Raw genomic sequence first — 26,521 nt, 5'->3', positions numbered from 1 at the left:
CTTATCCTTCTACAGCGGCGATTTTGCCAATTTCACGCACCAGCGCGTCTTTACACTTCAGCATTTCATCACGAAAACGATCTTCGTGTCGGTGGAAGCGTGCAGAGGGCACCAGCAAAGAGACAGAGAAGCGGCCAAACAGCGTATCGAGGGCAAACGCCATGGTCGAGATGCCTTCCAGCGTTTCACCGCGATCGACGGCAATGCCGGTTTCGCGCACTTCATTGATCAGTTGCAGCAGCTGCGGCAGGGTTTTGACCGTCATCTCGGTTAACTCCCGCCAGGCTTCGCCGACAATCACCCGAACGTCTTTATCGCACTCTAACGCCAGCAGCGCTCGTCCGCCGGAGGTGCTGTAGAGCGGCAGGTTGAGTCCCATGTGCGGCACCACGCGCAGCTCACGCGAGGCGATCACACAGTGAACAATAGCCAGCTGAGTACCGCTGGCGCGCGCCAGCGAGACGGTTTCATTGGTATCGGCAGAGAGTTTCTCCAGCAGCGGCCGGACCAGATCGACCACGTCGGTGTGCACGCTGGAGATCAGCTTCAGCAACGCCGGGCCAAGCCGCAGGCCACCGGCACCGCTGCTGCGCACCAGTTCTGCACTGTCGAGTGCGGCGACAATCCGCTGTACGGTGGAGCGAGGCAGATCGACTGCCTGCGCGATCTCACCCAGGCTCATGCCGCCCGGCTGTTCGCCCAGCGCATTCAGAATTTTTGCCGCACGTGCGATAACCTGGATACCGCCCGTTTTTTCATCCTCACGGCTGGAGGGTTGATGTGCCATAGCGTCGTCCTTTTTAAGCTGCCCTACTGTAGCGCGATCGGCGCACTTTTTACAGCCTGTACCACATTGCAATACACCATACCGGGATGTAACATGACGACCTGTATCACATTGCAATACACTGCATCAAAATAACGAGATCACCTGCTATGAATGCTAAGCCAGCCACCGTGCCGGCCCCTCACCCATTTACGCTGCGCCTGGCGCTGGGGTTAGTCGGCGTGTTGATCGCCGCCCTGACATCAGGGCTGAACGATCGCGTCAGCGATATCGCTCTGGCCGATATCCGTGCTGCGATCGGTATCAGTTACGATCAGGGTAGCTGGATTATTTCCGCCTATCAGGCGGCAGAAGTAGCGGCGATGATGATCGCGCCATGGTTCGCCGTCACGTTATCGCTGCGGCGCTTTGCGCTCGGCGTGTCGGCGGGCTTTATGCTGACCGGGATCCTGCTGCCGCTGGTGCCAGATCCGACGCTGTTTATTGGCCTGCGGGTGCTGCAGGGACTGTTTGGCGGCGCGCTGCCGCCGATGCTGATGACCGTTGCTCTGCGCTTTTTACCGCCGCCGATTAAACTGTTTGGCCTGGCCGGATATGCACTGACCGCCACCTTTGGCCCGAACATGGCGGCGTCCCTGGCATCATTATGGACCGATCACGTCAGCTGGATGATGGTGTTCTGGCAGGTGGTGCCGGGCATGCTGATCGCCATGCTGCTGATTGGCTGGGGTCTGCCGCAGGACCCGCTGCGTCCCGAACGTTTCCAGCAGATCGATCTGTTTGGCATGGCCACCGGCTGCAGTGCTATCGCCCTGCTGGTGCTGGTGCTGACCCAGGGCGAACGCCTCGACTGGCTCAACTCCCCGCTGATCGTCGGGATGCTGCTGACCGCACTGCCGCTGCTGCTGGTATTTCTGATTAACGAGTGGTTTCACCCGCTGCCGCTGTTTAAGTTGCAGATGCTGAAACGTCATAACCTGGCGCATGGCCTGCTGGCGCTGGCCTGCATACTGACCCTTTCGCTGTCAGGCTCGGCGCTGCCTTCCGCCTACTTTGCCCAGGTTGAGGGCTTTCGTACCCTGCAGTTTGCTCCGCTGGCGCTGACGGTTGGCCTGCCGCAACTGCTTATAGCGCCACTGGTAGCGGCGTTGCTGAATATCCGCTGGATCGACTGCCGCTGGATGCTGGCAGCGGGAGTGGGTCTGCTGGTGACGTCCTGCTTGCTGGGTATGCAGGTCACCAGTGACTGGGCGCGACAAAACTTCTGGCTGCTGCAAGTTTTACAGGCATTCGGTCAACCGATGGTGATTGTGCCGATTCTGATGAGTGCCACCAGCGTTGTCGCGCCGCCAGAAGGCCCGTTCGCCTCAGCGATGTTTAACACGGTGCGCGGTTTTTCCAGCATCGCCGCCTCGACGCTGGTTGAAGTATTCCTCAGCCACCGCGAGCAGTTTCACTCCAATATTTTAATTAACCAGGCAGCCAGTCGTCCGTGGCTGATGACCGCATCCAGCAGCAGTCAGGCCAGTAGCAGTCAGCCGTTACTGCCGGACGGCAGCATCAGCGCCAGTGAAAATATCAGCGGTTTCGCCACGCTGGTGAAACATCAGGCGACGGTACTGAGCCTGAGCGACAGCTGGCTGATGCTGATTGGCTTTGCTGGCTGCCTGTTATTACTGACCGCCATCCTGCCTAAACGCGTCTGGCCGCCTCAAACCCTGATTCAACCCCCATCCTGGAATAACTGAATATGCGTACTTTAATAATGAGAAAAACAGTGCTGCTGAGTCTGCTGCTGTTGGTTTTACTGGCGATAGCGTGGGTGATCGGCTCGATGATGACCCGTAACGATCACCGCACCGACGATGCTTACGTCAATGCCGATTACACCCTGGTGGCACCGAAAGTGTCAGGCTACATCAACACCGTGCTGGTGCAGGACAATCAGCAGGTTAAGGCCGGAGAACTGCTGGCCACGCTCGACGATCGGGACTATCGCGTGGCGCTGGAGAGCGCCAGAGCCGACCTGCAGGTCAGCGAGGCAGAACTGCTGAGCAGTCAGGCGCAGCTGGAACAGCAGCAGTCGGTGATTGAGCAGCAGAAAGCCAGCGTGGCCGCCAGCCAGGCCTCAGCGCAGTACGCCGGCCAGAGCGCCGATCGCTATAACCGACTGTATAAGAGCGGCACCGTTGCTGCTGACGATCAGCAGAAAGCCAGCTCAACCCAGCGTTCGGCGCTGGCGGCAGTACGCCAGAATCAGGCGGCGCTGGCATCGGCAGTGAAACAGGTTGGCGTATTGCAGGCGGCGGTCCGCTCCGCAGAGGCTGATGTGGCTGCGGCGAAAGCCAGTGTCGATCAGGCCGGGCTGAATCTTTCCTATACCCGGATCGTCGCACCCGTGGCCGGCATGATCGGACAGCGCTCGGTACGCACCGGTGCCTACGTCTCGGCCGGCACCCGTCTGCTGGCGGTAGTCCCGCTGCAGCAGACCTACATCACCGCCAATTATCTTGAGACTCAGCTGAGCGACGTGCGGCCGGGACAGCGGGTGCGTATCCACATCGACGCCTTACCGGGCGAGACCTTTACCGGTCACGTGGACAGCATTGCGCCCGCCACCGGCGCTACTTTTTCGGCTATCTCCCCCGATAATGCCACAGGCAACTACACTAAAGTCGTTCAGCGTCTGCCGGTGAAAATTGTGCTGGAGAGTAACCAACCGCATCTGGCGCAATTACGTGTAGGCATGTCGGCGATCCCGGAAATTGAAGTGCCGTAAATTTGTGAGCAATATCTCAGAACGGACCTATTTCATTTAGGCAGGATTCCGCGTAAATTAGCGCTCGATCCTGTTCTGAATTATTCAGTTCGACCCGGAAAAGAGCAGACCGTTAATCCAGGCGGCGTTCTTTTTTCCAAATCTGTTCGCGTTGCACTGGCCTGGGATCGCCATCATCGTAACCGCTCAGAGGAGTTGCTTTGTGAAATATGCCTTGATGGGAATATCTTTTTTCGCGTTACTTTGGTTCGGAACCTTCGTTCTGCTGCTGAAGTAATGGCGTGACAGTGCCGCCAGGGGGCGACAAGCTTGTCGCCCCAGTTGGCTGTCAGATCTCTTCTTCCAGACTTTTTACGCTGCCCGGCAACACGCCATCGGCACGGAACATCGCTTTAATCCCCCGCACTGCCTGACGAATCCGGTCACTGTTTTCAATCAGTGCAAACCGCACATGCGTATCACCGTAATCACCGAAGCCGATGCCTGGCGAGACGCACACCTTGGCCTCCTGCAGCATATGTTTGGCAAACTCCAGCGATCCCATATGGGCATAATGGTCGGGAATTTTCGCCCAGACGTACATTGAGGCTTTAGGATTGTCGACCATCCAGCCCGCTTCATGCAGTCCTTTGACCAGCACATCACGGCGGCGTTTATACTGCTCAGCGATATCGCGCACGCATTGCTGATCGCCTTCCAGCGCCGCGATAGCCGCCACCTGCAGCGGCGTGAAGGTGCCGTAGTCGTGGTAACTTTTGATACGTGCCAGCGCAGCAACCAGCTCTTTGTTACCGACCATAAAGCCGATGCGCCAGCCCGCCATGTTGTAGCTTTTTGACAGGGTAAAGAATTCGACGGCAACGTCACGCGCGCCCGGCACCTGCATAATCGACGGGGCTTTCCAGCCGTCATAAACGATGTCGGCATAGGCCAGATCGTGGATCACCAGTACGTTGTACTGCTTCGCCAGCGCTATCACCCGTTCGAAGAAGTCCAGTTCCACGCACTGCGCGGTCGGATTAGACGGGAAGCCGAGGATCATCATTTTCGGCTTGGGATAACTTTCGCGGATGGCGCGTTCCAGCTCATTGAAGAAGTCGACTCCCGCCACCAGCGGCACCGAACGGACCTGAGCCCCGGCAATCACTGCGCCGTAGATATGAATCGGATAGCTTGGGTTCGGCACCAGCACGGTATCGCCATGATCCAGCGTCGCCAGCATCAGGTGCGCCAGGCCCTCTTTCGAGCCGATGGTAACAATCGCTTCTGACTCCGGGTCAATTTCCACCTGATAACGATCGGCGTACCAGCGTGAAATTGCCCGACGCAGGCGAGGAATGCCGCGCGAAGTAGAGTAACCGTGGGTATCGTCACGCTGAGCGACCTGACACAACTTTTCAACGATATGCGGCGGCGTTGCCCCATCCGGGTTGCCCATAGAAAAGTCGATAATATCTTCGCCGCGCCGACGCGCAGCCATTTTCAGTTCAGCGGTGATGTTGAAAACGTAAGGGGGCAGACGTTCGATACGCGAAAAACGACGGGGTGTGCTGTTATCAGCCATGATGTCCTCTGGAGTACGTGAGCGCCCGGACCGTCCGAGCGACGCTGGTCACTGCGGTGACCTCTCAAGAACATAACGTGGCGATAACAACTTTGTCGAGGGTGGCGGAAAATATTTTTATTTTTGCGGATTCAGCCGTCCCAGCAGCCAATCGTTTACCCAGCGACCGTTCAGCAGATAATTATCCCGTAGCGTCCCTTCGAGCTGAAAGCCATTTTTTTCCAGAATGCGCCGCGATGCCCAGTTGCCTTCAATCACCATGGCTTTGAGCTTATGAAAGTCGGCCTCAAATAAAAACTGGCACAGCGCCGCCAGCGCTTCGCTGCCAAATCCCTGACCACAGTGGCGATGCAGCAGCATGTAGCCCACTTCCGCCTGGCGGTAAGGCTCCCATTCCGGGCTGCACCCAAACAGGCCAATCGGTTCGCCAGTATCGAGCCGGCGCGCCACCAGGCAGAGCATGTGAAAACTGCTGGCCTGCCAGGGGGCCAGTCGCTCATTAAAGCGCTGGCGAATATCCGCCTCATCAGGAATTTCGCTCACCCAGGTCATGGTGTCGCGGTCCCGATGCACAGCGCGGAACAGTTGCCAGTCCTCTGGCTGGAGTTTACTCAGGGCTAATCTGGCGGTGACGAATTGCATGCTCTGCTCCTGATGAGCGTGGTTTAACGACAGTCTCTGGCTCACTTATTGCGCAACATAGCAAACTGCCCCGCTGGCGACCAGTCCCGGCAGCCTGGAAAATGTTCCCCTTTATAGCACTCAGGCTTTCCCCTTTTCTTTATTTGATCACCATCATTGATCTGAAACATAAACCGGCATGGCGGATCGCCAGGATGCTAGCGGATCGCGATCACATTTTTTATCATAGGCCCACATTCCTTTGCCGATGAGTCGCCTGTGTCCTCCCACTTCACGATGTTACTGGCAGTGTTTGATCGCGCCGCATTGATGCTGATCTGTCTTTTTTTCCTGACGCGTACCCGTCTGTTTCGCCAGCTGCTGCAAAAAGATGAACACACCCTCTATGAGAAAGCGGTCGTAACCGCCATCTTTTCACTGTTTGCCCTGTTCAGCACCTGGTCCGGCGTGGAGGTTGATGGTTCTTTGCTGAATGTACGAGTGATTGCAGTTATGGCGGGCGGCATTCTGTTCGGGCCGTGGGTCGGTATCGCCACCGGCGTGATTGCCGGTCTCCACCGCTTTTTGATTGATATTCACGGCGTCACCTCGGTGCCGTGTCTGATCACCAGCATCATTGCCGGTCTTGTGGCGGGCGGCATTAACCGGCGGGTGCTGAAAGAGCATCGCTGGCGGGTGGGCATCATCGCCGGCATGCTGTGTGAAAGCCTGACCATGCTGCTGATTGTCCTCTGGGCGCGCCCGACCTCACTCGGGCTGGCAATCGTATCGGAAATTGCGCTGCCGATGATTCTCGGTGCCTCCAGCATCGGCCTGATTGTGCTGCTGGTGCAGAGCGTAGAAGGCGAAAAAGAGGCGATTGCTGCCCGTCAGGCCAAGCTGGCGCTGGAAATTGCCAATAAAACCCTGCCGCTGTTCCGTCAGGTCAACAGCGATTCGCTGCGCAATATCTGTGACATTATCCGGCGCGAAATCAAAGCCGACGCGGTGGCGATGACCAATAAAAAACAGATCCTCGCCTACGTGGGTTATGGCGAACAGAACTATCAGCATGGCGATGATGACATCAGCCCGACCACCGCCCAGGCACTGGCCAGCGGTAAAATCATCATCAGAAACAATGATGAAGCGCACCGGACCAAAGATATTCACTCGATGATCGTCATTCCGCTGTGGGAAAAAGGCCAGGTAACCGGCACGCTGAAGATCTACTACCGCCGGGCGCACCGCATAACCGGTTCGCTAAAAGAGATGGCGATTGGGCTGTCACAGATTATCTCCACCCAGCTTGAAGTCTCCCGCGCCGAGCAACTGCGCGAGATGGCCAATAAAGCGGAACTGCGCGCGCTGCAAAGTAAAATAAATCCTCATTTCCTGTTTAATGCGCTGAATGCGATCTCCTCCTCCATCCGCCTCAATCCCGATACCGCCCGCCAGCTGGTGATCAATCTGTCGCGTTATCTGCGCTACAACCTGGAGCTGAATGATGATGAGCTGATCGACATCCGCAAAGAGCTGTGGCAGGTGAAAGATTACATCGCCATTGAGCAGGCGCGTTTTGGCGATAAGCTGACGATGATTTATGACGTCGATGAAGATCTGCACTTTTTACTGCCCAGCCTGCTGATTCAGCCGCTGGTGGAGAACGCCATTGTGCACGGTATCCAGCCCTGTAAGGGCAAAGGCGTGGTGACGTTAAGCGTGCGGGATCTGGGCGATCGGGTGCGGATCGCGGTGCGCGATACCGGCCAGGGGATCAGCGATGAGGTGATGGCGCGCGTTGCCCGCAACGAGATGCCCGGCAATAAGATCGGCCTGCTGAATGTGCATCATCGGGTCAAACTGTTATCGGGCCAGGGATTGTCTATCGTACGCCATCAGCCCGGCACCGAGATTGCGTTCATGCTGAGTAAAAACGGCCAGCGACTGGCGGAGAATCTGTTATGAAAGCGATTATTGTCGAAGACGAGTTTTTAGCCCAGCAGGAGCTGAGCTGGATGATTCAGCAGCACAGCACTATCCAGATTGAAGCCTGCTTTGATGACGGTCTCGACGTGCTGAAATATCTGCAGCAGCATCGGGTCGACGTGATTTTCCTCGACATCAATATTCCCTCGCTGGATGGCATGCTGCTGGCACAGAATATTAATCAGTTTGCCCACAAGCCGTTGATTGTGTTCATTACCGCGTGGAAAGAGCATGCGGTCGAGGCGTTTGAACTGGAGGCGTTCGACTATATTCTCAAGCCTTACCATGAGTCACGCATTGTTACCATGCTCAACAAGCTTGAAGCCACCGCCCAGAGCCAGCAGGCCATCAGCAATCCTGCCGTTGCAGCAGCACCGCAGACGGTAAATCTGCTGAAAGATGAACGCATCATCGTCACCGACGTGAATGATATTTACTACGTGGAGGCCCACGAGAAGCTGACGTTTGTCTATACCCGACGTGAAGCCTATGTGATGTCGATGAATATCAGCGAGTTCTGTTCACGCCTGCCGGAACAGCTGTTCTTCCGCTGCCATCGCTCTTACTGCGTTAATCTGAATAAAATTCGCGAAATCGAACCGTGGTTCAACAACACCTACCTGCTGAAACTGCGCGATCTGGACTTTCAGGTGCCGGTCAGCCGCAGCAAAGTGAAGCTGTTTCGTCAGCTGATGCGTTTGTAATTACCGACAGGGGATGGCAGAAACCCACTTCCCGACCGATCTGCCTGATCGGCAGCCTGGTCGGGAAGCGGTATAGCGGATGAGGTGCAAATCAGATTTCGCGGCCCAGCGTCTGACGCAGATGCGCACCGGCACCCAGCAGGCCAGGCTGATCGTGGGTGATCATATAAACCGGGATGCTGGCAACATAATCGCGGAAACGGCCTTTATCTTCAAACGCAGCACGGAAACCCGAGGCTTTAAAGAATTCCAGGAAGCGTGGCACGATGCCACCCGCAATATAAACGCCACCAAAGGTGCCGAGGTTCAGCGCCAGGTTGCCGCCGAAGCGTCCCATGATGACGCAGAACAGCGAAAGTGCACGACGGCAATCGGTGCAGCTGTCATCCAGCGCCCGTTCACTGACATCTTTCGGCTTCAGGTTTTCCGGCACGCGATTATCCACTTTAACGATGGCGCGATAGAGGTTAACCAGCCCGGCACCGGAGAGCACGCGTTCTGCGGAGACGTGGCCCAGCTCTTCGCGCAGCACTTCCAGAATCTGATCTTCTTCTTCGCTGTTGGCGGCGAAGTCGACGTGACCGCCCTCGCCCGGCAGGCTCACCCAGCGCTTATCGACGTGAACCAGATGGCTGACGCCCAGCCCGGTACCGGCGCCGTAAATAGCGATAGGTTTATCTTTAACCGGCTCGCCGCCGCCGAACTGAATAACGTTATCGGCAGTCAGCATCGGGATCGCCATCGAAACCGCGGTGAAGTCGTTAATGATTTCCAGGTGTTCAAAACCGATGTTCTCTTTCAGCTTGCGCGTCGAAAACGCCCAATCGTGGTTGGTCATTTCAACCCAGTCATCGGTAATCGGGCAGGCGATGGCAATACAGCCATCTTTAATATCCTGCTGTTGTTCATCAAGATAATGGCGGATGACGGCTTCGAGGCTGTCGTACTCTGATGTTGAGAATGTTTTGGCCTGGGAGATGCTGCCGCTTTCCACCTCACACAGGGCGAGACGGGCGTTGGTGCCGCCGACATCGCCGACCAAGGCATAGGTTGTCATTCTTCTGTTGCTCCGCTTGGGGTCTTAAAGAGTTGGAGGACACTATAAAATCCTGCCCATAAAACAACAACGCTCACCGGTGCGATTGGTGAGCGTCTACTCAGGTGCGCTACAGCCTAACCGCGATAGCCTGACCTGCACAGCGGCAACTATCTGAATCTATCCACCGTTGCGTTGATTCAGGCAGGCAGTGACTTTTCGCAGCAGCGGAGGCAAGTCCTCTTTCTGCATCACCACCTCAACCAGCGTCAGACGTTGAGGTTGAGAAAGTCGCGCCATCACTTCCTGTAACTGGACCGTTTCACTGATGCGCCAGCTCTGTGCCTGGCCGTGCAGGCTAAGGGCTTGCGGCAACGCCGTCCAGTTCCACTGGGCGATATCATTGTAACGTTGTGTTGCGCCGTGAATGGCCCGCTCAACCGTATATCCTTCATTATTCAGTAGAAAGATGATTGGCTGCTGCTGGTCGCGCAACATTGACCCCAGTTCCTGGATGGTCAGCTGTGCCGAACCGTCGCCAATAATCAGGATCACCCGGCGAGCGGGATTGACGGTCTGCGCGCCAAACGCTGCCGGTAGAGTATAGCCGATCGATCCCCATAATGGCTGAACCAGTAGCTGCGCCTGTGTCGGCAAGCGCAACGCTGCCGCACCAAAGGCCGCGGTGCCCTGCTCAGCCAGAATAATATCGCCTGGCTGCAGAAATTCCTGCATCGCCTGCCAGAAAGCCTGCTGGCTGATGGTCGCCGCCGCCTCAACCGGCGCGGCGGCGGTCGCTTGCGGCCCGAGCTGCCATTGCTGACCATAGCGGGCAAATAATCCATCAAGTTCGCTGAGCGCGTCAGCCATCGATAGCGGTGAAAACGTTTCCCCGGCCACAGTGGCGCAGTGTGGTTGCAGATCAATCAGACGTTCAGCAGCAAACTGCTGGGTAAAGCCGGCGGTAATGGTGTCGGTAAAGCGTACGCCCACGCAGAGGGTGACATCGACCTGTTCGATCTGCTCACGGACCTGGCCGGCGCTGCCCTCGCCCGCGTAGGTGCCGGCAAATCCCGGTTGCTGTTCATCCAGCACCCCTTTGCCCATCAGTAAACTGGCGCAGGGGATTGCACGATGCTGGCGCAGCGCGGCCAGTGCCGGTTGCTGCTGCCAGCGCAATGCCAGAAAGTCCGCCAGTAACGAAACCCGCGCTGCCGGTGCCAGCAACCGTTCGGCGGCCTGCCTGAAGGCTTCGCGCACCTGGTGTGATGAAGCGTGGATCAGGTTTAAGGGCTGTGTTGGTGGCTCAGCGTCACAGGCGGCTACGTCCACCGCCAGCGACAGATAGCCGGGCTGGCGCATCTGTAGCGCGCTGACAATCACCCGGTCGATCTCCGCGCTGGCATTTTCCGCGGTTAACAGCGCGGTTGCGGCACTCACCTCTTCAGCCATGCGGATGAAATGACGAAAATCACCATCACCCAGTGAATGATGCACGCAGTCACCCTGCTGCTGGGCCTGGGTCGCGGGTGCGCCGACAATGTGGATCACCGGCAGATGTTCGGCATAACTGCCGGCAATGCCGTTGATGGCACTCAGTTCGCCCACGCCAAACGTCGTCAGCAGCGCCGCTGACCCGCGGCAGCGGGCATAACCGTCTGCGGCGTAGGCGGCATTCAGCTCGTTAGCACAGCCGACCCAATGGATTACCGGATGGTCGATAACCCGATCCAGAAATTGCAGATTGTAGTCACCCGGCACACCGAACAGATGCTGCACGCCAATCTCCTGCAGACGCGCCAACAGGTAGTCACCAACAGTAAAAGCGGACATAGCAGATTCCTTTTATAGGAGAGTCGGCTTAAGTATCTGACAGCCTGCAAAATTGGCGAGAAAAGAGTCGCAGGTGCCAGCCACAATGGCTGGCAAGCCGCCGTTACGGCGGCGGATTACTCTGTAAATATGCGATCTGCGGCGCGTTGTCACTGAGTGTAACCGTATACACTGCTATCCTTTTGGCACAAATCCCCGTTTTTGACCCAGGAGCGTTGAATGTCGTCTTTCCCCCGTCCCGATCGATATCAGCAGATGGAATACCGCCGTAGCGGCCGCAGTGGCATTAAACTTCCCGCAATCTCACTTGGCCTGTGGCATAACTTTGGTGACAACACCCGGGTGGATAACAGCCGCGCCCTGCTGCGTCATGCGTTTGACCACGGCATAACCCACTTCGACTTAGCCAATAACTACGGTCCGCCGCCGGGCTCGGCAGAAGAAAACTTTGGCCGTATTCTGCGCGAAGATTTTCGTGCTCATCGCGATGAACTGATTATCTCGACCAAAGCGGGCTACACCATGTGGGACGGTCCGTATGGTGACTGGGGATCGCGTAAATATCTGGTGGCCAGTCTCGATCAAAGCCTGAAGCGTATGGGGCTGGAGTATGTCGATATCTTTTATCATCACCGTCCGGATCCGGAGACGCCGCTGGAAGAGACTATGCGCGCACTGGATCAGTTGGTGCGTCAGGGTAAAGCGTTATACGCCGCCATTTCGAATTATCCGGCCGATCGCGCAGCCGAGGCGATTGCCATTCTGCGCGATCTCGGCACGCCGTGTCTGATCCACCAGCCGCGCTATTCAATGTTCGAACGTACTCCGGAGCAGGGTCTGATTCAGACGCTGGGTGACGCGGGGGTCGGCTGTATCGCCTTTTCACCGCTGGCGGGCGGCGTGCTGACTGACCGCTATCTGCAAGGCATTCCGGAGGATTCACGGGTAGCAAGCGGCAGTAAATTCCTTAGCGAGAATCAGCTGACCGACGAGAAGATGGAAAAAGTCCGCAAGCTGAATGAGATTGCCCTGCAGCGTGGACAAAAACTGGCGCAGATGGCGCTGGCCTGGGTGTTGCGCGACGATCGGGTGACCTCAGTATTGATCGGGGCCAGCAAAACCGCCCAGATTGATGATGCAGTGGCGATGCTCGCCAGCCGTCAGTTTGATCAGGCAGAGTTAGCCGCAATTGAGGCTGCCCTGCAGTAACTTTTTTCGCCCGGCGCAGGCCGGGCATTTTCTGCGCCAGAATAGTCTCAATCCCCGTTTTCTCCCCAATTTCCTCACAATCTTCCGACACAATGATGCGGTAACAACAGCAATACGCAGGCATAATCGCTGCGCCGCAACAGCATCAGACTGTTGATGAGGAGAAAAAAATGAAAAGAGCCGTTTTGTTTGCCGCCTTGCTGGCAATGTTATCACCGCTGGCAATACACACCGCACACGCGTCCAGTGCCTCCATAACGCTGGCTCCCGGCGTGACTTTGCAACTGGGTGACCGCGACCGTCGTGGCTACTACTGGGATGGCGGCCACTGGCGCGAACCGCGCTGGTGGAACGATCGCTATTCCTGGAATGAGCGCCGCTGGTGGCGTCATGAAGAGTGGCGGCGTCATCAGGAGTGGGAGCGTGAACGCCGCTGGCACAAGCGTGATCGGGACCGCCGCTGGGAACATCAGTATCGTCGCGACCATCATGACCGTCACGATCACCATGACCGCGACCATCATGGACACGATCACCATTAATGCAAAACGCCCGGCAAAACCGGGCGTTTCTCGTTGCCTGCCGCCGTTATAGTCCCAGCGCTTGTCCCACCAGCAGATAGATATTCAGCGTAATCACCAGCGCCACAATGACCCAGCCGGTCAGCTGCATCAGGCGAGAATTCACCATCTCATCGCCCATCAGTTCACGGTTGCCGGTGAACGCCAGCAGCGGAATTAATGCCAGCGCAATACCAAAGCTGAGCAGCACCTGACTCATCACCAGAATACGGGTCGGATCCCAGCCTGCCCAGATGACAATAAAGGAGGGCAGCATGGTCACCGTGCGGCGCACCCAGAGCGGGATATGGAAACGGATAAAGCCCTGCATCACCACCTGTCCCGCCAGTGTACCAACCACCGTCGACGATAAACCGGCGGCCACCAGGCTCAGGCCAAACACGATGGCAGCGGCTTCGCCCAGTAACGGTTGCAGCGTCAGGTAGGCCTGATCGAGTTCGGCAATTTTACTGTGTCCACTAAAGTGGAAGGCCGCGGCTGCGGTTGCCATCATCGCCAGGTTAACGAATCCGGCAATGGTCATTGCAATCGCCACGTCCAGTTTGGTCGACGAGTAACGCTGACCTTTGCTGTCGCTGCTTTTGCCCTGGGTCAGTGCGGAGTGCAGATAGATCACGTGCGGCATAATGGTCGCGCCCAGCACCCCGGCGGCGAGGAACACCGCATCTGAGGTCGGCAAAGAGGGCAGCGCCATGCCGATCACCAGTTCACTGACCTTGGGTTGGGAGAAGAACAGCTCAACGATATAGGCGGCGGCGACAAACAGCAGCAGCCCGCCAATCACCAGTTCCAGCGGCTTTTGTCCGCGACTCTGTAACATCAGGATCAGGAAGGTAGCGATGCCGGTCAGCACCGCGCCCTGCATCAACGAGATGCCCAGCAGCAATTTGAAGCCCAGCGCCGCGCCGATAAATTCCGCCAGATCGGTGGCCATAGCGATAATTTCCGCCTGCACCCAATAGAACCACACCGCCGGCCGGGGGAAGCGGTCACGAATATGTTCAGCGAGGTTTTTGCCGGTGGCGATACCCAGTTTGGCCGACATCAGCTGGATCAGCATCGCCATGATGTTGGCCCACACCACCACCCACAGCAATTTATAGCCGTACGCCGCGCCCGCCTGAATATTTGTCGCAAAGTTGCCCGGATCGATATAGCCGATAGCGGCAATAAACGCGGGTCCCAACAGTGCGAGTTTGACTTTTCTTACTCCGCGAGCGGCGCGCTCGGCGGTACGACTTTCAAACATATACGGTACCCTGTCTGAACATGTGCCTACCCCGGCAAGCTTAGGAGGAAGCGGTTGCAAGTGAAATTCGGTTATTGTTATTGATGAAATAGATGCTGCTATAAAGTATAGCCATTGCTATATCTTACAGTAAAGGAAGTGAGTGCTAAAAATGTGAGCAACGATGTCACTCTACGCCCGGTGCAAAATATAGACAATAAATTTGTGGTTATCTACTGTGAACGTTTTGTAAACGAGACGTGATCGCTGAGAGTTTTCTGGAAAATAAGGTGATAGCGAATACTTATATTGTGGTTCAGATCTCGTTTTTAAGTAACGCGTTACATAGAATACGCAGCAAAATACAACCCTCCTCAAATTTGGAGCAACCATGTCCCATATTTTGCAGTTTCTTTTAGCACTGGTGGTGGTCGGCGTGTTGGCCTTGCTGGTCAGTCACGACCGAAAAAGTATTCGCATTCGCTACATTATACAGCTTCTGGTGATTGAAATTGTGCTCGCCTGGTTCTTCCTGAACTCCGAAGCGGGACTCGGATTCGTCAAAGGCTTTGCCGGCGTGTTTGACCATCTGCTGAAATATGCGGCTGAGGGTACCAACTTCGTCTTCGGCAATATGAATGATAAAGGCCTCGCCTTCTTCTTCCTCAACGTACTGTGCCCGATCGTCTTTATCTCTGCGCTGATCGGTATCCTGCAGCACTTCCGCATTCTGCCGTGGGTTATCCGTGGCATCGGCACCGTGCTGTCAAAAGTGAATGGCATGGGCAAGCTGGAATCGTTTAACGCCGTGAGTTCTCTGATACTGGGACAGTCAGAAAACTTCATTGCCTATAAAGATATCCTCGGCCAGATGTCACAGCGCCGGATGTACACCATGGCGGCCACCGCGATGTCGACCGTTTCGATGTCGATTGTCGGCGCTTACATGACTATGCTGCAGCCTAAATATGTGGTCGCGGCGCTGGTACTGAACATGTTCAGCACCTTTATCGTGCTGTCACTGATCAACCCTTACCGCGTCGACAGCGAAGAAGATCTGCAACTGCAGGATCTGCATAAAGGCCAGAGCTTCTTTGAAATGCTGGGCGAGTATATCCTGGCCGGTTTCCGCGTTGCCATCATTGTGGCCGCGATGCTGATCGGTTTTATCGCGCTGATTTCCGGCCTGAATGCACTGTTTGACGTGATTTTCGGTATCACCTTCCAGGGCGTGCTGGGTTATGTCTTCTATCCGTTTGCCTGGGTGATGGGCGTGCCGGCAGGTGAAGCGTTACAGGTTGGCAGTATTATGGCCACCAAGCTGGTGTCGAATGAGTTCGTTGCGATGATGGATCTGCAGAAACTCGCCGGTCAGCTGTCACCGCACGCCGAAGGCATCCTGTCGGTGTTCCTGGTTTCGTTCGCTAACTTCTCTTCTATCGGTATTGTGGCAGGCGCTATCAAAGGTCTGAACGAAGAGCAAGGCAACGTCGTTTCCCGCTTTGGTCTGAAACTGCTGTACGGCTCAACCCTGGTCAGCGTGCTTTCAGCCGCGATTGCCGGTCTGGTGCTGGCGTTCTGATTTAAAAGGGCGAGCAGGTCTCGCCCTTCTCTTCTGTCTCTTTGCCCTTTCTGCTTCATCCCTCTTCTGCTTCCTGTCATCACGGCTCAGCAACATGCTGACGCTGCGCATCACCGATCGCTAAGCACAGCGCAATCATCTCAGCAGCGTGCCGGGGCAGAATAGTCGTCTGGCAGACAAAGAATGGCGGTATCGCCGCACAGCAGCGTTCTGAGCGTGATAAGCACAGGTGGATACAACAGAAGGTTCAGATACAGGCCGATCGGGTGATAAACGGCAGAAATCACGCATTCGCGCGGTTAAACGAGAAGTCACAATCAGAAAGGCGAGTTTGACAGAAATTGTCAGAAAATGGTGGAGATAAGCGGGATCGAACCGCTGACCTCTTGCATGCCATGCAAGCGCTCTCCCAGCTGAGCTATACCCCCACATCTGGAATCGTTTTTCAGTGCCAAACTTTTGGGAAGAAGTTTGGTGGAGCTAAGCGGGATCGAACCGCTGACCTCCTGCATGCCATGCAGGCGCTCTCCCAGCTGAGCTATAGCCCCGAACCGAAAAACTGTCGTGTTAAGCGACGGACGGCATAATATGAAACCCCCTCCAGGGTGTCAACGGCAAAATCACATTCTGCGTCTGATCGCTGAAAAAGGCGGCAACCTGAGCGGTTTCAGCAGCATGGCAACCTCAGAAAAGCGGCTGTAAAAGCCTGAGCGGTTTTTTCTGTTATTCAGACTGCGGCCAGGTTAAATCACGGTTAAATATGTTATAGGAATTTTCTTGTCTTCGTCTTTTCCGCATGCAAAACTTAGCGCGCTAATTAAGTGGTCAGCGGGACCCTCTCCCGCCAGCCACGCGTCCACCAGGCGTTTACCGTCCCATTAATCAAAAAAATATTGAGAAACTATGTCGCTGCATACACCAAAAGAAATCGCCCAACTGGCGATCCAGGCGGGCGTGGCCAAAAGCCGTGCGCCGGTCAGCATTCTTCTGATCCTCGGGTTTATGGCAGGAGCCTTTATTGCCACCGGCTTCCTGCTGGATCTGCACGTTATCAATTCCCTGCCTGCTGACTGGGGCTCATTCGGCGGCCTGTTGGGTGCGGCGGTCTTCCCGGTCGGATTAATTCTGACGGTTCTGGCGGGCGGAGAGCTGCTGACCGGCAATATGATGACCTTACCGGTGGCGTGGTTTGCCCGTCGTATCTCGTTTTTCAGCGTCGCGCGTAACTGGTTTTGGGTGACGCTGGCTAACTTCCTCGGCAGCGTGGCGGTGGCCTGGTTCTTTGGCCACATGCTGGGCATGACCGAAGGGGATTACCTGAAGAAGACTGTCGCCATCGCCTCAGCGAAAGTACACGCCGATTTCCTGCACGCCTTTATTTCCGGCGTAGGCTGTAACTGGCTGGTCTGTCTGGCGGTGTGGCTGGCGTTTGCCAGTAAAGATGTGGTGGGCAAAATTTTCGGCATGTGGTTCCCGGTCATGGCCTTCGTCGCTATCGGCTTCCAGCACGTAGTGGCCAATATGTTTATCATTCCGGCCGCCATCTTCGCCGGTCAGATGAGCTGGGCAGAATACTTCCCTAACTTTATCGCGGTATTTTTAGGTAACGGCGTCGGTGGTGCAGTTTTCGTCGGTCTGGCCTACTTCCTCGCCTTCCGTCCGGCTGTTGAACCTGCCAGCAGCGTGCAATAAATGATTTCTTGCCTTTTGTCGAGTGGCAAAAGGCAATTTCACCTTCAGTTACTTTCACCCGTTACGTTTTGCTGTAATATGTAGTGCTAATGTATTTAACAGGGACAGCATTGTGAAAAAGGAATGGCTCACTCCCGAAGAGTTGGCAGCAGAAACGGGTTACAGTCGACAAACGGTGAACAAGTGGATCAAACGGGAAAACTGGACCACCACGCCAAAGCCCGGTGTACAAGGCGGTAAGGCTCGCCTGATCCATATTGATGAGCGTGTTAAAAATTTCATCCAGTCAACGCGCAACCTGAATGAACCCTCAGCGACCTACGGTACAGCCCCTCATTCATTGCCTGCGTTATTAATTAGTTCCGTGCAGCAAATGAGTCAGGCCGAGCAGGATCAGTTCACGGCATTAATATTACGTGAAGGGATTAAAGGCGTATTGCAGCGGCTGGGGATTAATGAAGAGTAAAAAAAACCGGAAGCGTGCTGCTTCCGGCAGATTTATTTAGGCCTGCGCTTCGCGCTCACTGATGAAGGCCAGCGCCTGATCGATGCGCGCGACGCTGCGGCTGCGACCAATCGCTTCAACAGTCACGTCCAGACCGGGTGACTGACCGGCACCGGTCACCGCCACACGCAGCGGCATACCGACTTTGCCCATTCCGACTTCCAGCTCATCTGCAGTGCTCTGAATCGCCTGATGAACGTTTTCCGCAGTCCAGTCGCTGATTGCCGCCAGCTTATCACGCACCACTTCCAGCGGCTGACGCGCGACCGGACGAAGATGTTTCTTCGCAGCATCGGCGTCAAACTCATTAAAGTCTTCATAGAAATAACGGCAGGAAGCCGCCATCTCTTTCAGCGTCTTACAACGTTCCCCCAGCAGACCAACCAGCTTCGCCAGTTCCGGACCGGTACGGGTATCAATTTTTTGCTCTTCAATATGCCATTGCAGATGCGTCGCAACATATTCTGGCGGCAGGGCATTAATATAATGGTGATTCAGCCACTGCAATTTTTCGGTATTGAAGGCACTGGCAGACTTGCTGACCGCATCCAGCGTAAACAGCTCAGTCATCTCAGCAACGCTAAAGATCTCCTGATCGCCATGTGACCAGCCGAGGCGAACCAGGTAGTTCAGCAGCGCTTCCGGCAGATAACCATCATCACGATACTGCATAACGCCAACGGCACCGTGACGCTTGGACAGCTTCTTGCCATCATCGCCGAGGATCATCGACACATGGGCATAGACCGGCACCTGTGCGCCAATCGCTTTCAGGATGTTGATCTGGCGCGGGGTGTTGTTGATATGGTCTTCACCACGAATGACGTGCGTAATACCCATATCCCAGTCATCAACCACTACGCAGAAGTTATAAGTCGGTGAACCGTCGGTGCGGCGGATGATCAAATCATCCAGCTCCTGGTTGCTGAATTCGATCGGACCGCGGATCTGGTCATCAAAAATGACCGAGCCGTCCTGTGGGTTGCGAAAACGCACCACGCAAGGCTCATCCGCTGCGTGATGATCGTGGCTGTCACGGCAGCGACCGTCGTAACGTGGCTTTTCGCCATCCGCCATCTGCTGTTCACGCAGGGCTTCGAGACGTTCTTTCGAGCAGTAGCATTTATAGGCTGTGCCCGCCGCCAGCATTTCATCAATCACCGCGTTATAGCGATCGAAACGTTTAGTCTGGTAGTAAGGGCCTTCATTCCAGTCGAGGCTCAGCCAGTTCATGCCATCCATAATAGCTTCGATGGCTTCTGGCGTTGAGCGCTCCAGATCGGTGTCTTCAATACGCAGCACGAACTCGCCCTGATTGTGGCGGGCGAAGAGCCAGGAATAGAGTGCGGTACGGGCGCCGCCCACATGTAAATAGCCGGTAGGACTGGGCGCGAAGCGAGTTTTGATTTTCATTCAGTATTGCCTTAGATGCGCGGGTTCTCTGTCTGGATGACAAAAAACAGGTTAGACGCGAAATAGTGGCCACATTCTAGCATCTGGTGGTGAATCCTCAATGCGTGCCCGCTGGCTGCGCCCGAGGAAAAGGGCCTTTTCTGCCAGTAAAACCAGCACATTGGCTAAAAGCGCCACAGGATGTTTAAAAATAAACCGAACGCACATTTATGTTTTAAAAAGCGTTGACTCAAAATCAACTATCCCTATAATGCGACTCCACACAGCGGGGGTGATTAGCTCAGTTGGTAGAGCATCTCCCTTACAAGGAGGGGGTCGGCGGTTCGAACCCGTCATCACCCACCACTCTAATCCGGTGGCCCGCAGTGAACAGGTTATAAGATATGGGTGATTAGCTCAGTTGGTAGAGCATCTCCCTTACAAGGAGGGGGTCGGCGGTTCGAGCCCGTCATCACCCACCATATCTTAGTGTGATACACACCTGTTAAGCAGTACGAAGTGGGTGATTAGCTCAGTTGGTAGAGCATCTCCCTTACAAGGAGGGGGTCGGCGGTTCGAACCCGTCATCACCCACCACTTCGGGTCGTTAGCTCAGTTGGTAGAGCAGTTGACTTTTAATCAATTGGTCGCAGGTTCGAATCCTGCACGACCCACCAATTCAGAATAAAGCGCCTTAAAGGCGCTTTTTTCGTTTCTGCTGCACAGAGCTGAACGTGCCGGATGAGAACCTGCGCAGGTTCGACTGAAGCGCCGGGAGCGGTTCAGGCTGATGCGCCAGCATCACCCGCAGGGCGTGGCCCCGGACGGGCCGCGGCTTATCCTGCACGACCCACCCATTCAGAATAAAGCGCCTTTAAGGCGCTTTTTTCGTTTCTGCTGCACTGAGTTGAACGTGCCGGATGAGAAACTGCGCAGGTTCGACTGAAGCGCCGGGAGCGGTTCAGGCTGATGCGCCAGCATCACCCGCAGGGCGTGGCCCCGGACGGGCCGCGGCTTAGCCTGCACGACCCACCCATTCAGAATAAAGCGCCTTTAAGGCGCTTTTTTCGTTTCTGCTGCCCCCCCTTCCTCCTCCCCCACCTCCGCACTTCATCATTCGGGCCATTTTGCCCTCACCGCTCTTTTCGCCTTCTTAACATTTTTCTTCTCAAGTGATTTTTCCGCAGGCCGATAATCGTTAATGACTATTTGCAGGGAGAAAATGATGTCATCTATATCCGGAATTTTAAGCAGTGCAGTCAGTAGCGGTGACAGCAGCGGCGGCGGCAGTGTTGCGTCGCAGGTGGCCGCGCTAAGCAAACAGATTCAGAACATCACAACCCAGCTTAAAGAGTTGTCCAGCAATGCAGATCTGACGGACAAACAAAAAGCTGAGATGCAGCAGATGTATGAGTCGCAAATCACCATGCTGGAAGCGCAGATTGCCCAGTTAGAGCAGAAGCAGGCTGAACAGGCTGAGCAGAAAAATGACGACAGCAAACTGCCAGGCGAAATCAAAGCGGACGGCGTCAACCGTCCAACCGACACGAACCAGCTTGATGTCTATATCTAAAACGGTGGACTGACCGCGCGTTGTTGCGCCAGCAGCGCGGCCTGCTGGCGCACCTCCTGCCAGATCGCTTCGGCGGCTGGCGTCAGCGAGCGATTTTTGCGCTTAATCAGCATCAGGCTGCGATTTATCTCCGGATATAAGCGCCTCACCGTGAGCGCTCGCCCGGCCGGCAGCGGCAAGGCCAGCGCCGGCAAAATGCTGATGCCAATCCCCGCATCCACCATCGGGAACAGCGTGGCGGGATGCCCGATATCCTGCACCACGTCGACCTGAATCTGCTGCTGCTGCATCGCCGCATCAATCAACACCCGACTACCTGAAGCGTAATCCTGTAGCACCATGGTACGCCCCGCCAGCATCGACCACTGCGCCTGTTCCACCTGCGCCAGCGGATCGTCATCGCGGCACAATAGAAGAAATGGCTCATCCAGAATGGCGAGACAATCGAAATCGGTATCGCTGAGCGGACCGATGATGATACCGAAATCGACCTCGGCGTTGCGCACGCTTTGCAGTACCCACTGCTGGGCGCGATCGTGGAGGATGACTTTAATGTCGGGAAAATGGTTCTGACTAGCCGCCAGGCATTGTGGCATCAGATGGGCTGAAATAGTCTGGCTGGCTGCCAGCCGCACCGTACCGCTGCGCTGCTCGCCGTAACTGCGGATATCCAGCAACGTGGTGTTGATCTCTTCCAGCAATCGCTCCATGCGCGACGCCAGTTGCTGTCCGGCTTCAGTCAGCATCACTTCCCGCGTGGTACGGTCCAGCAGGCGTACGCCGGTCTCCGCCTCCAGCTCTTTTATGCTGTGGCTGACCGCCGACTGACTCAGACCGATCGCCTGCCCGGCCTGACTGAATCCGCCGTAATGCGCCACCGCGATAAAGGTTCGCAACTGTCGTAGGGTATAATTCATCGATTCAGCTCATAGATTAATTCAATAAATCAATTTTATTTCTAAACCCGCTTCGCGCACAATCATTGCTATTCAATATTTAACCGGATTTTAACAATGGGATTTTTACGGCTCGATCCGATGATGGTCAAACTCATCATCACCGTGTTGCTGGCGTCTTTCCTGCCTGCAAAAGGCATTTTCGTCGATATCTTTAGCTATCTGACCACGGCCGCCATCGCCCTGCTGTTTTTCATGCACGGTGCCAAGTTATCACGTGAAAAGATCATCGCCGGCAGCAGTCACTGGCAGCTGCATCTGTGGATTATGTTCAGTACCTTTGTGCTGTTCCCGCTGCTCGGTCTGCTGCTGGTCTGGTGGCATCCGGTGAATGTCGGCCCCGAAATCTATACCGGCTTTATCTACCTCTGCATTCTGCCTGCGACGGTGCAATCAGCCATCGCCTTCACCTCAATGGCGGGCGGTAACGTCGCAGCGGCGGTCTGTAGCGCCTCAGCGTCGAGCCTGTTGGGGGTATTTATCTCCCCACTGCTGGTTAATCTGGTGATGGATGTGCACAGCAATGCGCCATCAGATGGCCTGGAGCAAATCGGTAAGATTATGCTGCAGCTGCTGGTGCCTTTTGTGCTGGGTCATCTCTCCCGCCGCTGGATTGGTGCCTGGGTGGAGAAACATCGCAGTCTGATTGGCAAAACCGATCAGACTTCCATTCTGCTGGTGGTTTATTCCGCCTTCAGTGAAGCGGTCATCAACGGCATCTGGCATCGCGTGGGCGTCGATACGCTGTTATGGATTCTGGCAGGATGCGTACTGCTGCTGACCGCAGTGTTGCTGATCAACCTGCTGGCATCACGTCTGTTCCGCTTTAAACGTGCCGATGAAATTGTGGTGCTTTTTTGTGGCTCGAAGAAGAGCCTGGCGAACGGCGTGCCGATGGCGAATATTCTGTTTCCCGCCAGCAGTGTAGGGATGATTGTGCTGCCCTTAATGATCTTCCATCAGGTTCAGCTGATGGTTTGTTCATTTATCGCCGGGCGCTACAAAAAGAGTGGCGAGAAGCTGCAGGCGCAGCAGGTTAAAGCGCCGGTGATGGAGTCGCAAAAGTAGAGATACTGCCCGCCAGCGCGGGCAGAATTAATTGCCGGCCTTAAGCGGTTTAACCAACCCTTCAAGGCCTTCAATTTTGATTGCCAGCGTCAGTTGCATCAGATCACCCAGCTGGCCTGACGGAAAATCCCCGCTGCGGGCAAACCACAGCAGGTAAGGCTCGGGCAGATCGATCAGCATCCGCCCTTTGTACTTACCAAAGGGCATCGCGGTATTGGCGATCGCTACCAGCTGATGTTTCTCCATCTCAGGCACCCAGCAGACGGATCATTTCCGCTTCATCGATCACCTCAATCCCCAGCTCCTGCGCTTTTGCCAGCTTGGAACCGGCCGCTTCACCAGCAATCAGCAGATCGGTTTTCTTCGAAACGCTGCCGCTTACCTTTGCGCCCAGCGCAATTAACTGCGCTTTGGCATCATCACGGTTCATCTGCGACAGCGAACCGGTCAGCACCACCGTTTTACCCGCAAACGGACTGTCGATCTCCTCGGCTCTCACCACCACCACCGCTGGCCAGTGAATGCCGATCTCCTCAACCAGCTGACGGATAACCTCGCGGTTACTCTCCTCTTCCATGAAGTTACGCACGTGAGTCGCCACCACCTTGCCGACATCCGGCACCGCAATCAGCGCCTCCAGATCGGCATCCATCACTTTTTCCAGTTCACCAAAATGGTTAGCCAGATTAGCGGCGGTCGCTTCACCGACTTCGCGAATGCCGAGCGCATAGAGAAAGCGCGCCAGGGTGGTTGATTTCGCCTTTTGCAGCGCATCCACCACGTTTTGCGCCGATTTCGGCCCCATACGATCGAGGCCGGTCAGCACACCGGCGGTCAGGCGGAACAGGTCAGCCGGGGTTTTGACATACTCTTTTTCCACCAGCTGGTCGATAATCTTATCGCCCATGCCGTCCACATCCATCGCCCGGCGCGACACAAAGTGCTTCAGCGCTTCTTTGCGCTGAGCACCACAGATCAGCCCGCCGGTGCAGCGCGTAACCGATTCCCCTTCCACCCGCTCAACATCCGAACCACAGACCGGACAATGTTGCGGAAACACCACTTCACGGGCGTCATCGGGGCGCTCTGTCGTTACGACATTGACCACCTGCGGAATGACATCGCCCGCACGGCGAATCACTACCCGATCGCCGATGCGCAAGCCGAGGCGCTCAATTTCATCGGCATTGTGCAGCGTGGCATTGCTGACGATAACGCCGGCCACCTGAACCGGTTCGAGCCGCGCCACCGGTGTAATCGCGCCGGTGCGTCCGACCTGAAACTCGACGTCGCGCACCCAGGTCATCTGCTCCTGAGCCGGGAATTTAAAGGCGATAGCCCAGCGTGGTGCGCGAGCCACGAAGCCCAGCTGCTCCTGCAGCGCCTGTGAATCGACTTTGATTACCACACCGTCGATATCAAAACCGAGCGTGGGACGCTGCTGCTCAATCTCACGATAAAAAGCCAGCGCCTCTTCCGCATTATGCGCCAGACGGATCCGATCGCTGACCGGCAGTCCCCAGGCTTTGAACTGTTGCAGTCGCGCCATGTGGCTGTGTGGGATCTCGCCGCCTTCCAGCAGGCCGAAACCGTAGCAGAAAAAGGTCAGCGGACGCTTAGCGGTGATGCGGGGATCAAGCTGACGCAGCGAACCGGCCGCCGCATTGCGCGGATTGGCAAACACCTTGCCGTCGGTACGCCGCGCTTCCTCATTCAGTTTTTCAAAGCCGCGCTGGGTCATAAACACTTCGCCGCGCACTTCCAGTCGCGCCGGAATGTTGTCACCCTTCAGCCGCAGCGGAATGGCACGAATGGTGCGGACATTGGCGGTAATGTTCTCGCCGGTGGTGCCGTCACCACGGGTCGCCGCCCGCACCAGCAGGCCGTTTTCGTACAGCAGGCTGACCGCCAGGCCATCCAGTTTCAGTTCGCAGCAGTAGGTGATGTCTTCACTGTTTTTCAGCCGATCCTGCACCCGCTTGTTGAAGGCCAGAAAGGTGGCTTCATCAAAAGCGTTATCCAGCGACAGCATCGGGACTTCATGACGCACCTGCTCGAAAACCGTCAGCGGCGCAGCACCGACACGCTGAGTAGGCGAGTCCGGGGTGATCAGCTCGGGATGTGCCGCTTCCATCTCACGCAGCTCACGCATCAGACGATCATATTCGGCGTCGGGGACTTCCGGCGCATCCATAACGTGGTAGAGATATTCATGATGACGCAACGTTGTGCGCAGTTCGGTGATTTGATCCTGAACGGATTTCATAAAGCCCCATCAGATAAAAAACCCCCGACAGGCGGGGGTTTGTTTTAACAATTCAGATAACCGTTAGCGCAGGTCTCAGACGCCGACCACATCGCGAATGCGCGCTTTGTAGGTTTCCAGCTTCTGTGGTGTCATCATGCGGCGCTCATCATCCAGCACCACACCGCCGACATCATCCGCGATACGCTGCGCCGACTGTAACATCAGCTTGAAGTTCTGATTCGCATCACCGTAGGAAGGCACCATCATAAAGATAGAGATGCCAGGCGTGCTGAAGTCAGTCATCAGGTCAGGATTGAATGAACCCGGCTTAACCATATTGGCCAGGCTAAACAACACCGGACCGCTGCCTGCCGGGCTGAGATGACGGTGGAAAATGTTCATTTCGCCAAACTGGAAGCCCGCCTGCAGAATCCCCTGCAGCAGCGCTTCACCATTCAGCTCGCCACCGGAGTGCGCGGCCACATGCAGTACCAGCACCGCCTCTTTCGGCTTCTCTGCTGGCGCTTTGGCTTCAGGCGCAGGTGCGGTAATCACCTCAGACTGCGGTTCAGGCTCAGCCTGATACTGCGGTTCCGGCTGTACCGACTCGAGCGGATCTAAATCGAGCAGCGGATCGGCCTGCACCGGCGGCGCGACAAACGTCGGCGCAGGTTGCTGCTGACGGACCGGCTCAGAACGCGGCTGCGGCTTAGGCTGTGGGGCCGTGTCGAACAGCGGATCGCTTTCAGGTTCTGACTGCGGTGCAGGTCGCGGCGCGGGCTGACGCACAGGCTCAGCGGTCGCGGGTTGACGCGGCGCTTGTGGCTGTGGATCGCGAACTTCATCGAAACGCGGTTCCTGATGAGTATGACGCTCAGGGCGTACACGAACCTCACCGACGCCGTCGTCCTCGTCGTCAATCAGGTCCTGCTCATCATGTTCATCACGTTGTTTAAGACGTTTGTGCGGGCGATCGCGGAACACTGACGAGCGCTCTTTTCGGCTGGTCCACAGCCCGTGAAGAAGGAGCGCTATAATGGCGATCGCGCCAACAACGATTAATATCAGACGCAAATCCTGCATCATTGTATTCTCTGTTGTTCCAATACCTTGCCACCGCGGCAAACTTTATCCTCTAACTGTATTTGCCCTGCTACACAAGTGCAAGTCTGTG

Annotated in this window: 23 protein-coding genes and 6 tRNA genes; 16 read left to right on the top strand and 13 right to left on the bottom strand. The window is 55.9% G+C overall.

Going from position 1 to position 26,521, the window contains the following annotated elements:
* Window position 1 precedes the first annotated feature (1 nt).
* A complete protein-coding gene (locus ACLIBF_RS06380; protein ID WP_031375882.1) occupies window positions 2–787 on the bottom strand; it encodes an IclR family transcriptional regulator in 786 nt (261 codons plus the stop codon).
* 149 nt (window positions 788–936) lie between these two features.
* Here ACLIBF_RS06380 and ACLIBF_RS06375 point away from each other — a divergent pair, with 149 nt between their 5' ends.
* From ACLIBF_RS06375 to ypdK, 3 genes are all read left to right on the top strand, one after another.
* Window positions 937–2,535 (top strand): MFS transporter, encoded by a 1,599-nt coding sequence (locus tag ACLIBF_RS06375; RefSeq protein WP_448309485.1) that lies wholly within the window; start codon window positions 937–939, stop codon window positions 2,533–2,535.
* 2 nt (window positions 2,536–2,537) lie between these two features.
* Window positions 2,538–3,566 (top strand): HlyD family secretion protein, encoded by a 1,029-nt coding sequence (locus ACLIBF_RS06370; protein WP_279809758.1) that lies wholly within the window; start codon window positions 2,538–2,540, stop codon window positions 3,564–3,566.
* 202 nt (window positions 3,567–3,768) lie between these two features.
* Window positions 3,769–3,843, top strand: a complete 75-nt coding sequence (ypdK, locus tag ACLIBF_RS06365) for a membrane protein YpdK (protein WP_099257831.1) — start codon at window positions 3,769–3,771, stop codon at window positions 3,841–3,843.
* Window positions 3,844–3,894: 51 nt separating this feature from the next.
* On the opposite strand, the gene alaC is transcribed toward ypdK, so the two are convergent.
* Window positions 3,895–5,130, bottom strand: a complete 1,236-nt coding sequence (gene alaC / locus ACLIBF_RS06360; RefSeq protein ID WP_031375879.1) for an alanine transaminase — start codon at window positions 5,128–5,130, stop codon at window positions 3,895–3,897.
* Between the two features lie 117 nt (window positions 5,131–5,247).
* On the bottom strand, window positions 5,248–5,772 hold the full coding sequence (locus ACLIBF_RS06355) for a GNAT family N-acetyltransferase (RefSeq protein ID WP_031375878.1): 525 nt from the start codon (window positions 5,770–5,772) through the stop codon (window positions 5,248–5,250).
* Window positions 5,773–6,048: 276 nt separating this feature from the next.
* Between ACLIBF_RS06355 and ACLIBF_RS06350 the strand changes: the two genes are divergently transcribed.
* Window positions 6,049–7,719 (top strand): sensor histidine kinase, encoded by a 1,671-nt coding sequence (locus ACLIBF_RS06350; protein WP_031375877.1) that lies wholly within the window; start codon window positions 6,049–6,051, stop codon window positions 7,717–7,719.
* Window positions 7,716–8,444, top strand: coding sequence for a LytR/AlgR family response regulator transcription factor (locus ACLIBF_RS06345; protein WP_031375876.1), 729 nt, complete (start codon window positions 7,716–7,718; stop codon window positions 8,442–8,444). The genes ACLIBF_RS06350 and ACLIBF_RS06345 overlap by 4 nt, the downstream gene beginning before the upstream one ends.
* A 91-nt stretch (window positions 8,445–8,535) precedes the next feature.
* Here the strand turns inward: ACLIBF_RS06345 and glk are convergent, their stop codons facing one another.
* Window positions 8,536–9,501, bottom strand: coding sequence for a glucokinase (glk, locus tag ACLIBF_RS06340; RefSeq protein WP_031375875.1), 966 nt, complete (start codon window positions 9,499–9,501; stop codon window positions 8,536–8,538).
* A gap of 159 nt (window positions 9,502–9,660) precedes the next feature.
* Window positions 9,661–11,313 (bottom strand): indolepyruvate decarboxylase, encoded by a 1,653-nt coding sequence (gene ipdC, locus ACLIBF_RS06335; protein WP_279809759.1) that lies wholly within the window; start codon window positions 11,311–11,313, stop codon window positions 9,661–9,663.
* Window positions 11,314–11,532: 219 nt separating this feature from the next.
* Here ipdC and mgrA point away from each other — a divergent pair, with 219 nt between their 5' ends.
* Window positions 11,533–12,522, top strand: a complete 990-nt coding sequence (gene mgrA / locus ACLIBF_RS06330) for an L-glyceraldehyde 3-phosphate reductase (RefSeq protein ID WP_448309484.1) — start codon at window positions 11,533–11,535, stop codon at window positions 12,520–12,522.
* Window positions 12,523–12,692: 170 nt separating this feature from the next.
* Entirely contained in the window at window positions 12,693–13,064 is a 372-nt protein-coding gene (locus tag ACLIBF_RS06325) for a DUF2502 domain-containing protein (RefSeq protein ID WP_279809761.1), read from the top strand.
* Between the two features lie 46 nt (window positions 13,065–13,110).
* Here ACLIBF_RS06325 and ACLIBF_RS06320 read toward each other — a convergent pair whose 3' ends face one another.
* The gene (locus ACLIBF_RS06320) at window positions 13,111–14,352 is read right to left on the bottom strand and encodes an Nramp family divalent metal transporter (protein ID WP_089561698.1); all 1,242 of its coding nucleotides are present in this window, start codon (window positions 14,350–14,352) and stop codon (window positions 13,111–13,113) included.
* 370 nt (window positions 14,353–14,722) lie between these two features.
* Here ACLIBF_RS06320 and ACLIBF_RS06315 point away from each other — a divergent pair, with 370 nt between their 5' ends.
* On the top strand, window positions 14,723–15,913 hold the full coding sequence (locus tag ACLIBF_RS06315) for a NupC/NupG family nucleoside CNT transporter (protein WP_031375870.1): 1,191 nt from the start codon (window positions 14,723–14,725) through the stop codon (window positions 15,911–15,913).
* Between the two features lie 352 nt (window positions 15,914–16,265).
* On the opposite strand, the gene ACLIBF_RS06310 is transcribed toward ACLIBF_RS06315, so the two are convergent.
* Window positions 16,266–16,341: transfer RNA gene (locus ACLIBF_RS06310), tRNA-Ala, on the bottom strand.
* A gap of 44 nt (window positions 16,342–16,385) precedes the next feature.
* Window positions 16,386–16,461: transfer RNA gene (locus ACLIBF_RS06305), tRNA-Ala, on the bottom strand.
* A 355-nt stretch (window positions 16,462–16,816) separates the two neighbouring features.
* Here ACLIBF_RS06305 and ACLIBF_RS06300 point away from each other — a divergent pair.
* Together ACLIBF_RS06300 and ACLIBF_RS06295 are read left to right on the top strand one after the other, a co-directional pair.
* Window positions 16,817–17,605: a formate/nitrite transporter family protein gene (locus tag ACLIBF_RS06300; protein WP_279809762.1), complete on the top strand. Its 789-nt coding sequence runs from the start codon at window positions 16,817–16,819 to the stop codon at window positions 17,603–17,605.
* Window positions 17,606–17,717: 112 nt separating this feature from the next.
* The gene (locus ACLIBF_RS06295) at window positions 17,718–18,071 is read left to right on the top strand and encodes a YfeC-like transcriptional regulator (protein ID WP_031375868.1); all 354 of its coding nucleotides are present in this window, start codon (window positions 17,718–17,720) and stop codon (window positions 18,069–18,071) included.
* Between the two features lie 36 nt (window positions 18,072–18,107).
* Here ACLIBF_RS06295 and gltX read toward each other — a convergent pair whose 3' ends face one another.
* Window positions 18,108–19,523, bottom strand: a complete 1,416-nt coding sequence (gene gltX, locus ACLIBF_RS06290; protein WP_089561696.1) for a glutamate--tRNA ligase — start codon at window positions 19,521–19,523, stop codon at window positions 18,108–18,110.
* Between the two features lie 269 nt (window positions 19,524–19,792).
* On the opposite strand from gltX, the gene ACLIBF_RS06285 reads away from it, so the two are divergent.
* From ACLIBF_RS06285 to ACLIBF_RS06265, 5 genes are all read left to right on the top strand, one after another.
* Window positions 19,793–19,868, top strand: a tRNA-Val gene (locus tag ACLIBF_RS06285).
* Window positions 19,869–19,908: 40 nt separating this feature from the next.
* Window positions 19,909–19,984 (top strand) — tRNA-Val (locus tag ACLIBF_RS06280).
* Between the two features lie 39 nt (window positions 19,985–20,023).
* Window positions 20,024–20,099, top strand: a tRNA-Val gene (locus ACLIBF_RS06275).
* Between the two features lie 4 nt (window positions 20,100–20,103).
* A tRNA-Lys gene (locus ACLIBF_RS06270) sits at window positions 20,104–20,179 on the top strand.
* A 548-nt stretch (window positions 20,180–20,727) separates the two neighbouring features.
* Window positions 20,728–21,075 carry a FlxA-like family protein gene (locus tag ACLIBF_RS06265; RefSeq protein ID WP_031375866.1) on the top strand — a complete coding sequence of 116 codons (348 nt, stop codon included), beginning with the start codon at window positions 20,728–20,730 and terminating at the stop codon, window positions 21,073–21,075.
* On the opposite strand, the gene ACLIBF_RS06260 is transcribed toward ACLIBF_RS06265, so the two are convergent.
* Window positions 21,072–21,992, bottom strand: coding sequence for a LysR family transcriptional regulator (locus tag ACLIBF_RS06260; RefSeq protein ID WP_279809763.1), 921 nt, complete (start codon window positions 21,990–21,992; stop codon window positions 21,072–21,074). The two genes, ACLIBF_RS06265 and ACLIBF_RS06260, sit on opposite strands and share 4 nt — an antisense overlap.
* 96 nt (window positions 21,993–22,088) lie before the next feature.
* Here ACLIBF_RS06260 and ACLIBF_RS06255 point away from each other — a divergent pair, with 96 nt between their 5' ends.
* On the top strand, window positions 22,089–23,099 hold the full coding sequence (locus ACLIBF_RS06255) for a bile acid:sodium symporter family protein (RefSeq protein WP_031375864.1): 1,011 nt from the start codon (window positions 22,089–22,091) through the stop codon (window positions 23,097–23,099).
* Between the two features lie 27 nt (window positions 23,100–23,126).
* Here ACLIBF_RS06255 and ACLIBF_RS06250 read toward each other — a convergent pair whose 3' ends face one another.
* The 3 genes from ACLIBF_RS06250 to zipA all read right to left on the bottom strand — a co-directional run bounded on the left by ACLIBF_RS06250 (window position 23,127) and on the right by zipA (window position 26,433).
* Window positions 23,127–23,345 (bottom strand): DUF3820 family protein, encoded by a 219-nt coding sequence (locus ACLIBF_RS06250; protein ID WP_031375863.1) that lies wholly within the window; start codon window positions 23,343–23,345, stop codon window positions 23,127–23,129.
* Between the two features lies 1 nt (window position 23,346).
* Complete coding sequence (ligA, locus tag ACLIBF_RS06245) at window positions 23,347–25,365, bottom strand: NAD-dependent DNA ligase LigA (RefSeq protein WP_448309483.1); 2,019 nt, start codon at window positions 25,363–25,365, stop codon at window positions 23,347–23,349.
* A 75-nt stretch (window positions 25,366–25,440) separates the two neighbouring features.
* Window positions 25,441–26,433, bottom strand: coding sequence for a cell division protein ZipA (gene zipA / locus ACLIBF_RS06240; RefSeq protein WP_031375861.1), 993 nt, complete (start codon window positions 26,431–26,433; stop codon window positions 25,441–25,443).
* Between the last annotated feature and the right edge of the window lie 88 nt (window positions 26,434–26,521).

This window comes from Pantoea sp. PGP6 (assembly GCF_053474785.1).
The sequence above is the reverse complement of the archived record's forward strand: the minus strand, read 5'-3'. Positions and strand labels throughout refer to the sequence as shown.

Coding starts and splice junctions, on each gene's coding strand:
- ACLIBF_RS06325 (WP_279809761.1), top strand. CDS start 12,693: ATGAAAAGAGCCGTTTTGTTTGCCGCCTTGCTGGCAATGTTATCACCG.
- ACLIBF_RS06345 (WP_031375876.1), top strand. CDS start 7,716: ATGAAAGCGATTATTGTCGAAGACGAGTTTTTAGCCCAGCAGGAGCTG.
- mgrA (WP_448309484.1), top strand. CDS start 11,533: ATGTCGTCTTTCCCCCGTCCCGATCGATATCAGCAGATGGAATACCGC.
- ACLIBF_RS06320 (WP_089561698.1), bottom strand. CDS start 14,352: ATGTTTGAAAGTCGTACCGCCGAGCGCGCCGCTCGCGGAGTAAGAAAA.
- ACLIBF_RS06375 (WP_448309485.1), top strand. CDS start 937: ATGAATGCTAAGCCAGCCACCGTGCCGGCCCCTCACCCATTTACGCTG.
- zipA (WP_031375861.1), bottom strand. CDS start 26,433: ATGATGCAGGATTTGCGTCTGATATTAATCGTTGTTGGCGCGATCGCC.
- alaC (WP_031375879.1), bottom strand. CDS start 5,130: ATGGCTGATAACAGCACACCCCGTCGTTTTTCGCGTATCGAACGTCTG.
- ACLIBF_RS06350 (WP_031375877.1), top strand. CDS start 6,049: ATGTTACTGGCAGTGTTTGATCGCGCCGCATTGATGCTGATCTGTCTT.
- ACLIBF_RS06315 (WP_031375870.1), top strand. CDS start 14,723: ATGTCCCATATTTTGCAGTTTCTTTTAGCACTGGTGGTGGTCGGCGTG.
- glk (WP_031375875.1), bottom strand. CDS start 9,501: ATGACAACCTATGCCTTGGTCGGCGATGTCGGCGGCACCAACGCCCGT.
- ACLIBF_RS06260 (WP_279809763.1), bottom strand. CDS start 21,992: ATGAATTATACCCTACGACAGTTGCGAACCTTTATCGCGGTGGCGCAT.
- ACLIBF_RS06255 (WP_031375864.1), top strand. CDS start 22,089: ATGGGATTTTTACGGCTCGATCCGATGATGGTCAAACTCATCATCACC.
- ipdC (WP_279809759.1), bottom strand. CDS start 11,313: ATGTCCGCTTTTACTGTTGGTGACTACCTGTTGGCGCGTCTGCAGGAG.
- ACLIBF_RS06265 (WP_031375866.1), top strand. CDS start 20,728: ATGTCATCTATATCCGGAATTTTAAGCAGTGCAGTCAGTAGCGGTGAC.
- ACLIBF_RS06250 (WP_031375863.1), bottom strand. CDS start 23,345: ATGGAGAAACATCAGCTGGTAGCGATCGCCAATACCGCGATGCCCTTT.
- ligA (WP_448309483.1), bottom strand. CDS start 25,365: ATGAAATCCGTTCAGGATCAAATCACCGAACTGCGCACAACGTTGCGT.
- ACLIBF_RS06300 (WP_279809762.1), top strand. CDS start 16,817: ATGTCGCTGCATACACCAAAAGAAATCGCCCAACTGGCGATCCAGGCG.
- ACLIBF_RS06355 (WP_031375878.1), bottom strand. CDS start 5,772: ATGCAATTCGTCACCGCCAGATTAGCCCTGAGTAAACTCCAGCCAGAG.
- gltX (WP_089561696.1), bottom strand. CDS start 19,523: ATGAAAATCAAAACTCGCTTCGCGCCCAGTCCTACCGGCTATTTACAT.
- ACLIBF_RS06380 (WP_031375882.1), bottom strand. CDS start 787: ATGGCACATCAACCCTCCAGCCGTGAGGATGAAAAAACGGGCGGTATC.
- ACLIBF_RS06370 (WP_279809758.1), top strand. CDS start 2,538: ATGCGTACTTTAATAATGAGAAAAACAGTGCTGCTGAGTCTGCTGCTG.